This window comes from Streptomyces sp. NPDC048506 (assembly GCF_040651315.1).
Classification (GTDB): Bacteria; Actinomycetota; Actinomycetes; order Streptomycetales; family Streptomycetaceae; genus Streptomyces.
Window position 1 is genome coordinate 61,509 of sequence record NZ_JBEZIX010000029.1, and the last position, 14,112, is coordinate 75,620.

14 protein-coding genes are annotated in these 14,112 nt (G+C 68.0%); 12 read left to right on the plus strand and 2 right to left on the minus strand.

The window, feature by feature from the left end:
* Nucleotides 1-7: 7 nt before the first annotated feature.
* Nucleotides 8-862 (plus strand): immunity 49 family protein, encoded by an 855-nt coding sequence (locus AB0C96_RS23585; protein WP_362919683.1) that lies wholly within the window; start codon nt 8-10, stop codon nt 860-862.
* 77 nt (nt 863-939) lie between these two features.
* Here the strand turns inward: AB0C96_RS23585 and AB0C96_RS23590 are convergent, their stop codons facing one another.
* Nucleotides 940-1,671: a hypothetical protein gene (locus AB0C96_RS23590; RefSeq protein ID WP_362919684.1), complete on the minus strand. Its 732-nt coding sequence runs from the start codon at nt 1,669-1,671 to the stop codon at nt 940-942.
* 417 nt (nt 1,672-2,088) lie between these two features.
* On the opposite strand from AB0C96_RS23590, the gene AB0C96_RS23595 reads away from it, so the two are divergent.
* On the plus strand, nt 2,089-3,006 hold the full coding sequence (locus tag AB0C96_RS23595) for a transporter (protein WP_362919685.1): 918 nt from the start codon (nt 2,089-2,091) through the stop codon (nt 3,004-3,006).
* Nucleotides 3,007-3,099: 93 nt separating this feature from the next.
* Here AB0C96_RS23595 and AB0C96_RS23600 read toward each other — a convergent pair whose 3' ends face one another.
* Nucleotides 3,100-3,849 carry a site-specific DNA-methyltransferase gene (locus AB0C96_RS23600; RefSeq protein ID WP_362919686.1) on the minus strand — a complete coding sequence of 250 codons (750 nt, stop codon included), beginning with the start codon at nt 3,847-3,849 and terminating at the stop codon, nt 3,100-3,102.
* Nucleotides 3,850-4,452: 603 nt separating this feature from the next.
* On the opposite strand from AB0C96_RS23600, the gene AB0C96_RS23605 reads away from it, so the two are divergent.
* The 10 genes from AB0C96_RS23605 to AB0C96_RS23650 all read left to right on the plus strand — a co-directional run bounded on the left by AB0C96_RS23605 (nt 4,453) and on the right by AB0C96_RS23650 (nt 14,108).
* A complete protein-coding gene (locus tag AB0C96_RS23605) occupies nt 4,453-5,586 on the plus strand; it encodes a C40 family peptidase (protein ID WP_362919687.1) in 1,134 nt (377 codons plus the stop codon).
* Between the two features lie 85 nt (nt 5,587-5,671).
* Nucleotides 5,672-5,980 carry a DUF6112 family protein gene (locus AB0C96_RS23610; RefSeq protein WP_362919688.1) on the plus strand — a complete coding sequence of 103 codons (309 nt, stop codon included), beginning with the start codon at nt 5,672-5,674 and terminating at the stop codon, nt 5,978-5,980.
* Entirely contained in the window at nt 5,980-6,669 is a 690-nt protein-coding gene (locus AB0C96_RS23615) for a hypothetical protein (RefSeq protein ID WP_362919689.1), read from the plus strand. The genes AB0C96_RS23610 and AB0C96_RS23615 overlap by 1 nt, the downstream gene beginning before the upstream one ends.
* Before the next feature lie 31 nt (nt 6,670-6,700).
* A complete protein-coding gene (locus tag AB0C96_RS23620) occupies nt 6,701-8,086 on the plus strand; it encodes an ATP-binding protein (RefSeq protein ID WP_362919690.1) in 1,386 nt (461 codons plus the stop codon).
* 96 nt (nt 8,087-8,182) lie between these two features.
* Nucleotides 8,183-9,652 (plus strand): SCO6880 family protein, encoded by a 1,470-nt coding sequence (locus tag AB0C96_RS23625; RefSeq protein ID WP_362919691.1) that lies wholly within the window; start codon nt 8,183-8,185, stop codon nt 9,650-9,652.
* A 41-nt stretch (nt 9,653-9,693) separates the two neighbouring features.
* Nucleotides 9,694-10,149, plus strand: a complete 456-nt coding sequence (locus AB0C96_RS23630; protein WP_362919692.1) for a DUF6238 family protein — start codon at nt 9,694-9,696, stop codon at nt 10,147-10,149.
* A gap of 19 nt (nt 10,150-10,168) precedes the next feature.
* Nucleotides 10,169-11,677 carry an ATP-binding protein gene (locus AB0C96_RS23635; protein WP_362919693.1) on the plus strand — a complete coding sequence of 503 codons (1,509 nt, stop codon included), beginning with the start codon at nt 10,169-10,171 and terminating at the stop codon, nt 11,675-11,677.
* A 377-nt stretch (nt 11,678-12,054) separates the two neighbouring features.
* Entirely contained in the window at nt 12,055-12,768 is a 714-nt protein-coding gene (locus AB0C96_RS23640; RefSeq protein WP_362919694.1) for a hypothetical protein, read from the plus strand.
* A gap of 27 nt (nt 12,769-12,795) precedes the next feature.
* Nucleotides 12,796-13,566 (plus strand): hypothetical protein, encoded by a 771-nt coding sequence (locus AB0C96_RS23645; protein ID WP_362919695.1) that lies wholly within the window; start codon nt 12,796-12,798, stop codon nt 13,564-13,566.
* Nucleotides 13,567-13,610: 44 nt separating this feature from the next.
* The gene (locus tag AB0C96_RS23650; protein ID WP_362919696.1) at nt 13,611-14,108 is read left to right on the plus strand and encodes a hypothetical protein; all 498 of its coding nucleotides are present in this window, start codon (nt 13,611-13,613) and stop codon (nt 14,106-14,108) included.
* Nucleotides 14,109-14,112 lie beyond the last annotated feature (4 nt).

Sequence of the window (14,112 nt, forward strand, 5' to 3'; positions counted from 1 at the left end):
AGTGTCCGTGATCGTGCCGCGCCAGGACTATGAGAAGGACGAGATGGCAGCGGTGGTTCCCGTCATGGAGGGGTCGCTGTCCTATTCGTTGGAGGAGATCGAGACCTCGCACAACTCCAGGTCGGGCGCAGTCATGAGGTCGCTGAACGTCGCCCTCGTCCGCTGTGTCGGGGACCCCACTGCCGGCATATTGGAGACCTGGGAGTCCTGGCTGCTGGCCATGCAGGTGCACTCGGCCGTCTTCGCCGCCACCGCTCCCGACCGGGAAACGGTCACCTGCAAGATCCGCCAAGAGGAGCGCCACCTCGCCACCACCGGACCGCAGACCTACCTCAACGCGAACACCTGGCTCAACGCCTTCTACCTCGCGGTCATCTGCCGTGAAGCAACCCGCCTCGACATGCTGGCGCGGATCCCGGTGTCCCTGCTGCGCGACTTCGGCGGCGCCCTGGACGATTACACCTACGCCTGGGTGGAGACCCTCCAGAGCTTCTGGCTCCGCCGGGACGACCTGCGCACGCACCTGGTGCGCGCCGTGGACCTGAGCGCGGCCGAGCACGCCCGCGTCGTCGACGCGGAGACGATGACCAAGCTCCGCTACCCACCGATCATGATGCTCTACCGCTACCTGCGCAACGACGCCGCCGGCTTCAACGACGCCCTGGCCGACGCCGTCCGCTGGCACAAGGAGTACTGGACCGCCGACGAGGACCGCGCCCAGAACATCGAGGGGGTCGTAGCCCTAGCTCCGCTGGCGATCGCCTGCCTGGCGAAGGCCAACGGCATCCCGATCGAGATCGAGTCCGGCTACCTCCCCGAGGCGCTGCTCGAATTCGCCTGGGAAGGCGAATTCGACGCCTAACCCATCGCGAAGGCCCGCACCGCAGAGCGCGGTGCGGGCCTCGGCAAATCACAAGCCCCCTTCGCTTCCGGTGCGGCTCATTTTCCTGGGAACAGCAGCGGGTAGAGGAACGCAAGGACGCCGAGACCAGCCATGGCTGCCCTGCGATACACCAACGCTGCCGCGATCACTGTGCTGGCGACGGCGATCTGGTTGGGCAAGTTCATCGCCTTAGCGATCAGAGCGAGCCCGGCAACAAGACCAACAGCGAATGAAAGCCGTAGCGCCTCATGCCGTGGCTGAGAGTCTTGAAGGTCACCTGGGTCCAGCAGGGCACCGACCTTCCCCTCTGCATAACGCTCGCTGATCTTCAACATCATGCGGGCGAGATTCCGCGCAGCCTCCTCCGGCTCCACGTCAAGCCCAGCCTCGGCTGTCCGTAGCGCCATCACCACGCGTTCGGCATGTTCCTTCGCCTTACGGCGCCGCCAGGACGATCCGATGGTGTTTCGTGCCCGCCATGCGCCACGTACCCGCATGACCGGAATACGCAAGGACAGAGTGCGTAAGTGGTCGTCCCGGTCACGGCCTGACCGGACTATTTCTGCACACTCGCGGATGACGGTCGCCCACTCTGCGACGCGCAGAAAGGTCCACGCCCGCAAGTCGAATGCGTATGTGATGGCGCGCAGAGTGACCCGCACAACCAGCCCAAATGCGACGAGGAAGATCCAACTGCTCGCGAACTGCAACCACGCTGCACGAGTTGTCAGCATTGCGTTACGTTCAGCAAGATCGCTCAGCAGCCATGACAGTGCGTGGGCGTGCAAGCCCCCTTTCATAGTCCGCCCGACGAGCCACCACTCAGCCACAACGATGGGTATCAGAACAGCCCACGTTGGGAGTGCTCTTTGATAGCGCACCCGGAGCGCTACCCGTACCGGTCCTGGCACCGGACCAAGGCCAAGCACTGTGGATGCTTCGCATAGCTTGCGTATCGCTTTGTCGGCCTTCTTCCTTTGCCAGCGGGTTAGTTGGCGTCGTATGCGTTCGATCACCCATTGAGGATGACAGCCAGCATCGGCACATGCGCCGTTCGCAAGGTTCTGTCTAGCTGAGCGCACTGTTTCAGCCCTGGCCAGATGTGCTCACGGTTTGGCGGGAAGGCAACGAGGCCCTGCCGGAATAAATGCCTCATGGACTCGATTGTTCGATCGCAGTGATCGAGGTGGAGTCGGGGGTAGCGTATGAGCAACCTGAAGGTGTTCCGGGTGCGCGGCGGGCAGGCCATGGAGGTTGCGGGCTCGTCCATGGCGCTGGAGCGCCAGTTGCAGACGCTGGTCGAGGACAACATGGAGGCGATGCTCGGCATTCGTTTCCTGGCGAGCGAGTACGCGACGGGTCGGCATCGGGGCCGGATCGACTCTCTGGGTCTGGATGAGAACGGGACGCCGGTCATCGTGGAGTACAAGCGCTCCCGTGACCAGAACGTCATGAATCAGGCGCTGTCGTATCTGTCGTGGCTCCACGACCACCACCACGAGTTCGAGAGCCTGGTCAAGGAGAAGCTGGGTGCCGAGGTGGCCGAGGCGATCGACTGGAGCAATCCCCGGCTCGTCTGCGTCGCTGGGGACTTCACACACCATGACACGGTGGCCATCGAGATGATCGGCCGCCGCATCGACTTGGTGAGCTACCGGGTTTTCAACGATGTACTGACCCTGCAGCTGGTCGCCTCCGTTGCCGGCTCCGCCTCTCCGGCGCGAGGAAAGTCACCCACTACGTCCCGAGTCGCCAGTGCGGCTTCGCCGAAGTCGGTGCAGCAGTACCTGGACGAGTCGCCACAGGTCCTTCAGGATCTGTACGCGGACCTCGACGAGGCGCTCCTGTCGCACGAGGACGTGCAGAAGGAGACCCAGCTGCACTACATCGCGTACCGGCGGATCAAGAATGTCGCTACGGTGCGGGTCCAGCCGCGGAACCGGATGCTCGTGGTCAACCTGAAGCTGGATCCGGATGCCGTGGAGCTGGAGGGGGGTTTCTCCCGCGACGTCCGCGGCCTGGGGTGCTTGGGAATCAAGGACGGCGTCGAGGTGCGGATCAGATCGCGCGAGGATCTCGCACGGGCTGGTGGCCTCATCCGGCGGAGCGTCGAAGCGGGCTGACTGGACAGTCAAGGGCGGTTGCGTCATCGGGTTTTCCATGACGCAACCGCCCTTGTTCTGTGTTCTGGCCCGGTCTGCCGGCGCGTGCCGCTCTCACTCTTCGGGCCCTGCGAGTGCGAAGTCGTCCTGGCTGAGGACGCTGCGGAGGCGCTGTTCGGCGATGCCGGCGTAGTGGTCGGAAAGTTCAACACCGACGAAATTGCGGCCTTCCTTCAGGGCGGCGATGCCGGTGGATCCGGAGCCGGTGAAGGGGTCGAGGACGGTGCCGCCTGACGGGCAGACCTGGACGAGTTGCTGCATGACCTCGATGGGTTTCTGGGTGATGTGGACGCGGTCCTTGCGGGGTTGGGAAGCGATGTAGTGGCCGGGCAGGTAGAGGTCGCGGGTGTTGTCGAGGGTGCCCTTGACGCCCCAGAGAATGAACTCGGAGTCCTGCTTCGGCCCGCCCTTGCGGGGCCGTGAGGCCGGCTTGATCCACGGCATTTTCCCGTGCCAGGTCCAGCCGGCCATTTGCAGGGCATCGGACGTGGTGGGGTCCTGCCTCCAGTCGGAGAAGACCATGACGACGGCGTGTTCGCGGCTGGCGCGGTATGCCTCGGTGAGCAGTTCGGTCAGCCAGGCGCGGTAGGAGCGCTGGTCGCGGTTTTCGCCGGGAAAATTGGCGAGGTCGTGGCGGGCGTTGCCGCTGGTGTACTTCGCTCGGGCGGTGCGGGCGGTGCGTTCGGAGCTGGTGCGTCCGCCGGAGTTGTACGGCGGGTCGGTGATGACGGCATCGACGCTCTCGTCTGGGAGGGACTTCAGGACGGTGAGCGCATCGCCTCGGTGCAGGGTGTACGACGGCATTCGGCGGAGCTCTCTTTCTGGAAGATGGCCACATGCACGCCCCCGTGGAACGGGATATGCGCGCCAGTTCTGCTCGGGACAACCGCACAGGCGGCTGCCTGGGGCGAGCAGTGGGCTGGAGGTTAGCTCCTTTTTCCGGCCGCACCCAATGGCGTGATCTTGGTCGTTCCTTTCATGATCGCGGCTCGTTTGGTGCGACCGGATTTTGTCTCTACAGTCTCGGCGTGTTCGCAGGACGGGCCCTGATCCCGTCCTTGTTGAGCTGTGTTGATACGTGTTGCCTCGTCTAATCGACGGCCCGTTCAGCACCCGCGAAAGCCCTGATGGATGCGTGGGAGAGGAATTCGCCGTGTGGCGCCTGAGATTACGAGCGCGGCTGGCTGCCGCATTGAGATAAAGGGTGCGGCGCTTCGGAGTTAGCAGCTCTGAAGCGCGGCCCCCTTCGGGAATTTCGATGTTTATCCGGTGTGGTGCCGGTGGCCTTTTCGACGAGAACGCCGGCACCACGCTGCCTACGAGTAAGGAGCTGCTGATGCAGCATGCCCAGGCACGCCCCTCGCCCGAGCCGGATATCTGGATACGCCGAGCGTCCGGTGGCGGGCTGTGAAGAGGGTCGCAGCGATAGCGGGGGGCGTCGTCCTCGCCCCGACGCTGCTGATCGCGCCCATTGCCGTTGCCCTGGCCGGCGCCAGCAACGCCCAGGCCGCCTGCGGCGAGGCCGGTGGTACCGGGGCGCTGGACGCCAAGGCCGTGGCCGAACAGGTGGAGTCGATCCTCAAGGGCGGCGGCAAGGGTTCAGTGTCCGTTGCGGGGCTGGACAACCCCAAGGAGCAGATACCGAACGCCAAGACGATCCTGGCCACCGGCGTCGCGATGAAGGTGCCCCCGCGCGGGCAGATCGTTGCGCTGGCGACTGCGTTGCAGGAGTCGGGGTTGCGGAACTTGGACTACGGCGACCGGGATTCTCTCGGCCTGTTCCAGCAGCGTCCCAGCCAGGGCTGGGGCACCGCGGCGCAGGTCCGGGATCCGGTGCACGCCTCGACGAAGTTCTACGAGGGGCTGCTGAAGGTCTCGGGCTGGCAGTCGATGACCGTCGCCCAGGCCGCGCAGGCGGTCCAGGCGAGCGGATTCCCGGATGCCTACGCCAAGTGGGAACCGCTGGCTACGGCGCTCCAGAAGGCCATCGCCAAGAACCTCCCCGCCAAGGGCGGTTCCGGCGAGGACGACGGCAAGGACGCCAAGCCGGAGGTCCCTTCTGGTGAATGTGGGACGGGAGGCGACGGGAGCGGGTTCGGCCCGATCGCGGCCGGGTCCGTTCCCAAGGGCTACAAGATCCCGGCTGATGCGCCCAAGTCAGTTCGTACGGCGATCCGTTGGGGTCTGGGTCAGCTCGGCACTGCGTACCAGTGGGGTGGCAGCTGTACCGATCCGCGCGGTCAGGACCCGATGGGCCGGTGTGATTGCTCGTCGTTGATGCAGGCGTCGTACAAGGCCGGTGGGGTCTCGATTTCCCGGACCACGTACACGCAGGTCAAGGAGGGTAAGGCGGTCAGTGTCGATGCCCTCAAGCCTGGCGATCTGCTCTTCACCCGTGGCACGGCAGCGGTGCCGGAACACGTCGGGATGTTCATCGGCCAGGGGCTGATTTTGCAGGCCCCGCGAACCGGCGACGTGGTCAAGATCTCGACTCTCGCCTCGTGGCGGCCGGACATTCTCGCCGCCCGCCGAGTCGCCTGACCGGCCCCGCTCCCCTCTCCCCTCTCCCCTTTTCTCTCCCTCCCCTTCCGGGCTTCCGCATGCCCGTATTCGCACTGGAGTTCCCATGAAGTTCATGCAGCACGCCCAGTACCTGGCCTACAACCCCGGCGTTACGCCGAAGCAGGGTGGGCTCCCCGGTCTCGATGTCCTGAAGAACGTGATAGGCAGCATCAACCTGTTCGGCATCATCGCCACGGTCGGCGCCTTGGTCATCTCCGCGGTCGTCTGGGCCTGGGGCCACCACAGCGGCGGCCACCAGGCCGAGCAGAACGGCAAGAAGGGCACGGCCATCGCCGCTGGATGCGCCCTGCTGCTGGGGGCCGCAAACGGCATCGTTGCGTTCTTCTCCGCCATGGGAACGCAGGTCCACTGATGCCGAAGAAACCTCTCCGCAATGCCGAGGAGCGCACGTACGGAGAACCGGCCTCGGTGCTGCGGCGCTCGCTGATCGGCGGCATCATCCTCGCCGTGCTGCTGGCCGTCGCCGGCCTGGTCGCGTATCTCAACCGTACGGACAGCTCGGCCTCAGCCAAGCCCTCACCGCCGTCGACGTCCGCCCAGGAGCCGTCGCCCTCACCCGGGGCGACTGACGGCAAGGGTGTCGCTGTCGCGGCGCCGCCGAAGACAAGCGATCCGATCGTGTTCGCCGAGGCGGCCACGAAGGTGTTGTGGACGTACGACACCCGCACCTTCTCCCAGGCCGAGCACCTGGCCGGGCTGAAGCAGTGGATCACCGGCGAGAAGAAGTACGCCGACTGGAAGTCCATCATCGACCAGGTGCCCAGCCCGGTGCTGTGGTCGAGGTTGCACGACAACCGCCAGCATGCGAGCGCCACGGTCGGCGAGGGTCACTTCCCGCAGGCGTTCAAGACCGCCCTGGCTCAGGATCCCGGTGCGATCACCGAGGCGTACGTCTACGCCGTCACGGTCACCGGCAACCAGACCCTGGCCTGGAAGGGCTCGGGGGCCGGGGCCGAGGCCCGCTCGATGACCCTCGCCGTCCAGTGCCGGCCGCAGCAGGACTGCGCGCTGGCCGCCGTCCTGCCCAACGCCGCGCCATGACCGCCCACAACCCGGATAAGGAGGTGCCCTGATGGGAGCCTGCGACCTTCCCCTGATGAATACCGTGTGCGACGCCGTCGGCGGCGTCGTCAGCTCCACCGGCAAGGCGGTCACCGACGGCATCGGTGCCTGGATCGCCAAGTCGATGGGCGAGGTGGCCCAGTCCGCGGCCGACCTCGCGTCCAAGGCGGTCGACCAGACCACCGCCATCGACCTGAACGCCGAGTGGTTCCGCAACAACTACGAGCTGCTGTTGCCGATCGGGTTGATCCTGACGGTGGGCACGTTCTGCCTGCAGCTCACCCGCGCAGCCTGGCGCAGGGACGAACGCGCCCTTGCCCAGGCCGCGTTCGGCACGATGGTCGGCGTCTTCTTCGCCTTCGCCGCCATCGCCTGCACCACCGTCGCGATCACCGTGGTAGACGCGCTCAGTGCCGGTCTGTTCAAGGCCGCCAACAGTTCCGTTGACGATGCGGTTCGCCGCATGATCAAGGTCAATGAGCTGGGGGCGATGTATGGCCTGGGCTGGGGTGTCCCCTCGATCATCGCGCTCGGCTGCGCCATCGGGGCGTTCTTGTACTGGGCCGTGATGGTCGCGCGCAAGGTCGGCATCCTGGTCCTGGTCACGCTGGCGGTCTTCGCCGGGGCCGGCGGGGGCTGGGAGGTGGCCAGGCGCTGGCGCCGCGGCTGGGTGGAGGCCACGGCCACTCTGGTCATCAGCAAGCTGCTGATGACGATCGTGTTCTTGCTGGGCGTCTCGGCCATGGGCAAGACCAACTCGCACGGTGGGCTCGCTGCCCTCTCGGATGCAATCGCGGGCATCGTCGTGATGGTCCTGGTGATGCTCTGCCCCTACGCCACCTACAAGTTCATCCACTGGGCCTCTGATGGCGGGGGCCACGATGACCTGCACCGCACCGGCGTCGCCGGCATCACGGTGGCGGCGGGTGCGGCCAAGACCGCAGCCCAGCTCGCCATGCAGGCCGGTACGGGAACGCCTGCTCCGCAGGGTCCGTCGAAGGTGCCGGGCCAGGGCACGGACGGTATCGCCTCCGGCATCGACCCGACCGGCGGCTCGAGCAGTGGCGGCAAGCCGAAGCAGACCCGCTTCCGCTACGGGGAGGATCCCAACGCCACGGGCGACAAGGGCCGGCCGCTGATCCAGCGGCCTCCCACGGACGGCGACCGCGGCCAGCCCCTGATCCAGCGCCCCAGCCAGGCGACCACCTCGGGCTCGGCGGCAGCTTCGGCGCCGCTTTGGTCCACGCCGGGCGCTTCGGCCGCGGCGAGTACGCGGATGGATCCGCCAGCGCCACCGCCCAGCGGGCCACCACCGGCAAGTGGACCTCCTCCACAGGGCGGTAGTACGCCGCAGCGGTGGATCTATCCCACGCCACCGGGCGGATCGGGCTCGTAGCTCTCATCTGACGGGGGCGGGCGCCTGGTCGCGCTCGGCCCGCCCGCCCCCATCTCCCCTTCTTTCTTTCTCACCATGTTCAAGGACGGTTTCGCCATGCATCCCGACGCTTCTCTGCCTGACGGCCCCGCCACCGTGAAGTTCCCCCACCGCTCACGTCGCGGTGTACTGCTCGGCCTCTCGGTCGCCCAGCTCGTTGTCGTCACCCTCACCGGCCTGGCCTTGCTCGGGGTGCTAATGCAATCCGGCGTCACCGGTGCACTGAAGCTCATTCCGCTGTGGGCGGTCATCCTGGCGGCGGTCTTCATTCGTCACCGCGGGCGTTCCCTGGCCGACTGGGCGCCCATCGCGCTGCGCTATGCGCTGCGGCGTTTCAAGGGCCAGCTCATCTGGCTCACGCGCCCCTCCCGCCGACCGCGACGTGAGGGCCTGCTCCACCTGCCGGGCACGGCCGCCTCGCTGCGAGTGGTCACCTCGCCTGACGGCAATCTCGGTGCCGTGCATGACGCGCACCATGGCACCCTGACCGCCGCGGTGAAGGTGTCCTCCCGCGCCTTCGCCCTGCTGGATCCGGCAACCCAGACCAGCAACGTCGCAGGCTGGGGCCGCACCCTCGCCGCCCTCTCCCGCACCGGGCACATCGCTCGCGTCCAGGTGCTGGAGCGGACCGTTCCCGACTCCGGCGATGCGCTCAACCGCTACTGGACCGAGTACGGCAACGCCGACACCCACTTGGCCGGCCCCATCTACACCGATCTGCTGGCCGCCGCCGGTCCCGCAGCAGCCCCGCACGAGGCGTACGTCGCGCTCGCGCTCGACCTCAAGGCCGCCCGACGTCTGATCAACCAGGCCGGCGGCGGACTCACCGGCGCTTTCGCCGTCCTGTCGCAGCTCACCTCCACCTTCGACCAGGCCGCCCGTAACTCCGGCCTCGTGCCCAGTGGCTGGCTGGGGGTGAGCGAGATCGCCGCCGTGATCCGCACCGCCTACGACCCGAAGGCGTCCGCGGCCTTGGATCAGTGGTCCGAGGCCGGCCGTCCGCAGGCCGACCCGGCGGCTGCCGGCCCGGTCGTTCTGGTGGAGAAGGCGGACCGGATCCAGACCGACTCGGCCCGCCACGCCACGTACTGGATCGAGAACTGGCCCCGCATCGAAACCAGCCCCGGCTTCCTGCATCAGCTCCTGTTCACCTCGGGGGTACGTCGCACGCTGTCGCTGACCTACGCGCCCAAGGGTCTGGATGCCGCGCTCAAGGACGTGCAGCGCAAGAAGGCCACGGTGATCGCGGACGCGGCCGAGCGGCAGCGCAAGGGCCAGGTCGACTCCGAGGAGGATTCGGTCGAGTACGCCGACATCAAGGCCCGTGAGCGGCAGCTGATCGCCGGCCACGCCGACGTCGCCCTGACCGGCCTGCTCACCGTCAGCGCCGATAGCGACGACGAACTCAACTCCGCCTGCGCCGCCATTGAGACGGCCGCGGTATCCGCGCTCCTCGATCTGCGGCTGCTGACCTGGCAGCAGGCCGAAGCCTTCACAGGCGCTGCCCTCCCGCTGGCCCGCCCCTAGCGCCCAGCTCCACCACCGCGCTCCCCCGAAGGGCCACCCCCATGCCGACCGATCCCCTGCCCGACCTGGCTGAGGACTTCGTCCCGTTCGCCACCGCGGCGCTCGACTTCCACCGGGCTATCAACCTCCCCGCCGGACCCATGGCCGCACACCGCACCGAGCTGGACGCCCTCCACGCCCACCTCACCGCCCTGTACGGCCTCCTCGACACCCACACCGCCCGCACCACCCCGCTAGCCGAGGCCGAGGGCGACCACCTGCGGGCCTGCCGCATCCGCCTGTGGCAGGCCGCCGAACATATCCACGACGCCTACCACGCAGCCGCCCACCCCGGCACCGGACGCCATCCCACGCGGGAGGCATGCCGGGCCCGGCTCCCCGAAGGCACGCCCGAAGTCACCATCTGCCAGCGCCATCTGGCCACCGCCGCACACGTCCGCCGTGACCACACTCCGGCCGACCTGCGCGACCCGTTCACCGGCCTGACCCGCCACTGACCTGCTGGAGCACCCCGTCATGCCCAACCACATCCGCGACCGCGCCAGCGCCAGCCCGCTGTTCGTCCCCCGCAAAAGCGACCGCCGCACCGCCCGCGCGGCCCGTGACCAGTTCGCCGCCGCCCGCAACCAGGCCCGCCATGCCGCACGTCCCCAGGCCCGCCGCGCCGAACCGGGCATCGACCCCGAACTGCGGGCCACCTACCCGGCCGCCGGCCGACCCGGCCCGTACTCCGCCCGCGGCAGCCGTCTCAAGCTCCCCGCCCACCGGATGACGACTGCCACCGCGAGCGGCGCGTATCCGTTCCTCGCCGAGGGCGGCCTCGGCGCCCAGGGGATCTACATCGGCCGCGATGTCCACGCCGAAGCGGCATTTACCTATGATCCGTTCGCGCTGTACGGGCGTCTCGATGGGTTCACGAATCCGAACATCCTGCTCGCCGGGATCATCGGCATGGGCAAGTCCGCCCTGGCCAAGTCCCTCGCCCTGCGGGCCGTGGCCTTCGGCTACCGGATCTACGTCCCCTGCGACCCCAAGAGCGAGTGGACCGTCGTCGCCCAGGAGCTGGGCGGCCAGACCATCGCCCTGGGCCCCGGCCTGCCCGGACGCCTCAACCCCCTGGACGCACCCGCCAGGCCGCACGGCGTCGGCGAGGAAGACTGGGCCAATGAGGTCCGCAAGCGGCGCCTTCTTCTTCTCGGCTCTCTCGCAAAGACGGTCCTGCGGCGGGATCTGCACCCGATGGAGCACACCGCTCTGGATGTGGCGCTCGACCAGACCGTCGCTCACGCCGAGGCCAACGGCACCACCCCACTGCTGGGCGATGTCGCGCACGTGCTCGGCTCCCCTGAGCGGCTCGACAGTGCGCTCGGCGAGCTGACCGGACGGCTCGGGCACGCCGCCGAAGACCTGTCCCACGCACTGCGCCGACTCGTGCACGGTGACCTGGCCGGAATGTTCGACGCCCCCAGCACCGTGGCCTTCGACCCCAGTGCGCCGATGCTCTCCATCGATCTGTCGCGCCTGGGCGGTGCCGGCGACGACACCGCACTCGTCCTGGCCATGACCTGCGCCTCGGCATGGATGGAGTCCGCGCTCGCCGACCCCACCGGCGGACGGCGCTGGGTGATCTACGACGAGGCATGGCGCGTCATGCGACACGTCGCCCTGCTGGAGCGCATGCAGAGCCAGTGGAAGCTCTCACGTGGCCTTGGCATCGCCAACCTCATGGTGATCCACCGCCTCAGCGACCTGCTGACCGCAGGCGATGCCGGCTCCCGGGGCCGGGCACTGGCCGAGGGGCTCCTCACCGACTGCTCGACCCGCATCATCTACCGCCAGGAAGCCGACCAACTCACCTCCGCCGCAGCCCTACTGGGACTGACCGGCGTGGAGACCCAGGCCGTGTCCGCCCTCACCAAGGGGCGTGGCCTGTGGAAGGTCGCGGGCCGGTCGTTCATTACTCAACATCTCCTCCACCCACGCGAACGAGAGCTGTTCGATACAGACGCCCGGATGTCCGCCTGAGCGCATCCGCTGGCCGGGCTCATGCCTCGGAGGGAGCCGAAGTCGCACTTCGGCTCCCTCCGCCCTGCCCTCCCAAGCATCGAAGGAATCGTTCCCCATGCCTTTGCAATCCACCATCCGCCATGCCGTACGTCGGCTCGTCCAGCTGTACGCCGACGCGGCGAAGGACAACGCCTCCCACAGCGACATCCCTTTGGCCACAAGCCCGTTCAGCAACCTCCCCACGCCAGCGGAGTCCGCCACGCGACCCATCGCCCTGCAGGGGCACGACCGCCCGCCTCGCTCGCGCTAGCAGAAATTCCCGGCATCACCAAACCCGCCTTCGGGCCGCATCCTCGTCGTCCGCACGGCCCCAACCTCTGCGAGGTGCACTTCTCGTGGCGGAAACACGTCCGCACATCACCATCAGCCACCACGACCGCTACGGCGTCGTGGCAGCGGCTTCGCACGACAACCACGTCGCCGACCACATGCTGCGACGGGTCGGTTTCGAGCGGCTGCCCGGCAGCAACCTCTACGCCCTCACCGAGCCCAACCGCGATGCGACCCGACGAGGACAACAGGCAGTCCAGTCCCTACGCGCTGCGCAATACACCGTCACCTCCGACGCCACATACGACACCAATCCCCACACCCCGCTCACCACCAGCCAAGGTCTTGGCCGACTGGAGAATCGTTCCGCCGCACAGGTGCCCAGTGCCGGGCAGGCAGCCTTCGCTTCCGCCCGCGCTCTCGACGCTGACATACGGGCAGCTCAGATCGTGGTGCACGACCAGGTCCGTGACCGTGAGGGCACCCTGCGCGCGGTCGGCACCGACGTACGTACCCGCGAGGGCCTGCTGCTCCGTGGCGAAGGCGATCTGCGCTACGTCGAGTCCCGGCTGGAGCACACCGGCCGCGCGTTCGACGCCTTCTACACGATGCCTGGCAATGAGCGTCGTGACCCGAGGCTGTCGATGATGCAGCGCCGCGCTCAGGCCGCCACCGCCATCTCCCCGGCCCGTGCAGGCGTCGCACTGCCGCAGCAGCCAGCCGCCGCCGTCGCCTACCGCCCTGCTACCGCCACCCAGCAGCCGGCCCGCGCCCGCTGACGCCGCTGCCTCGAAGGAGTCTTCGTGATGAACCTGCCCTACGAGCCCGACGTTGCCTTCGGAGTTCACCCCGATCTTGGTGTGGGCGCCGCGGTAGCCGATGACCGGCCGCACCTGGGCGAGGTCCTGCGCAAGCACCACTTCCGCTACAGCCAGGACCTGGACGTCTATCTCCTGCCGGAGGGCACACCACACAACGTCGCGGTCCGGACCGTGGCCGCCGCGACCCGCGAATTCCAGGACGTCGGCCATACCGTCGCCGCCGATCCCCGCATCATGCTGCCGCCGCCCATCCCCGCCCCGGACGGCGTGGCCGCACGGGCAACGCAGCCTGGGCAGTCGTTGACCGCGCTGACCGGCGAGCTGCACGAGCTGCGTCGCTCGGCCGACATCGCCGATGTTCTGGAGCAGATCCTCGATGAGCACCATGGTGCCGTCGGCGATCTGGAGGAGTTCATCGACACCGCTGCAGCCTGGTGCGAGCGACTCGATACCCCGGGCGGCCGGGAGCTGGGCCAGCATCTGCGCACTGTCGCGCACCATGTCGCCTTCCTCGGCGACCGGTTGGCTGACGCGCAGCTCGATCTGTCGGTCATGCCGGATGTGACACCCAATGAGGCCCCATCGCTGGCCGACGTTCCGCTCCCGAAGCGGTACGAGGCCCCCTCCGTCACACACACCGTCCGTGCTCGCGCGGCTGTGGCGTCCTCACCGAAGCGCCCAGCCGACCTTCCTGCGGCCCCGGAAGAAGCACCCCGCTCCACGGCCGCGCCGCCCAGCCCCCGCCGTACACGCTGACCACCCCTTCCGATCCCAGAAGTACAGAAGAAGGAGTTCCTGTCATGGCCGTCAAGACGCTGTGGACCATCGACCACGCCTGCGGGCACACCACCGAGGTCAACCTCTCCGACCGTCCGGCCGACCGGCGTGCCGGCTACGCCCGCTGGCTCTCGGCACGCAACTGCACCGACTGTTGGCGGACCGCCCGGGGCGAGGATGCCGAGTCGAAGGCCGAGTGGCTGGCGAAGAAGCAGGCCGCCGAGCAGGCCGAGGCTGAGGAGTGGTCCGAGCAGTACCGCATGCCGCCGCTGGAGGGCACCGACCGCGGCGTCGCCTGGGGCATCCGATGCCGCCACCGGCTCGTCTCCGCCGCCTACGCCGCCCTAGTCCTCGAAGGCCCCACCAGCGAAGCGGAATGGGAGGCCATCGAGGACGCGGTGCGACCTCTGACCCGTGCCGGCTGGTGGATCGACCAGCGCGACGCCGACCCCGCCGACCTGCCTGAGCTGCTGGACGCCGCCACCGAGGGCGACCGGCCGAACGAAAATCCCCACTTCTAACCCC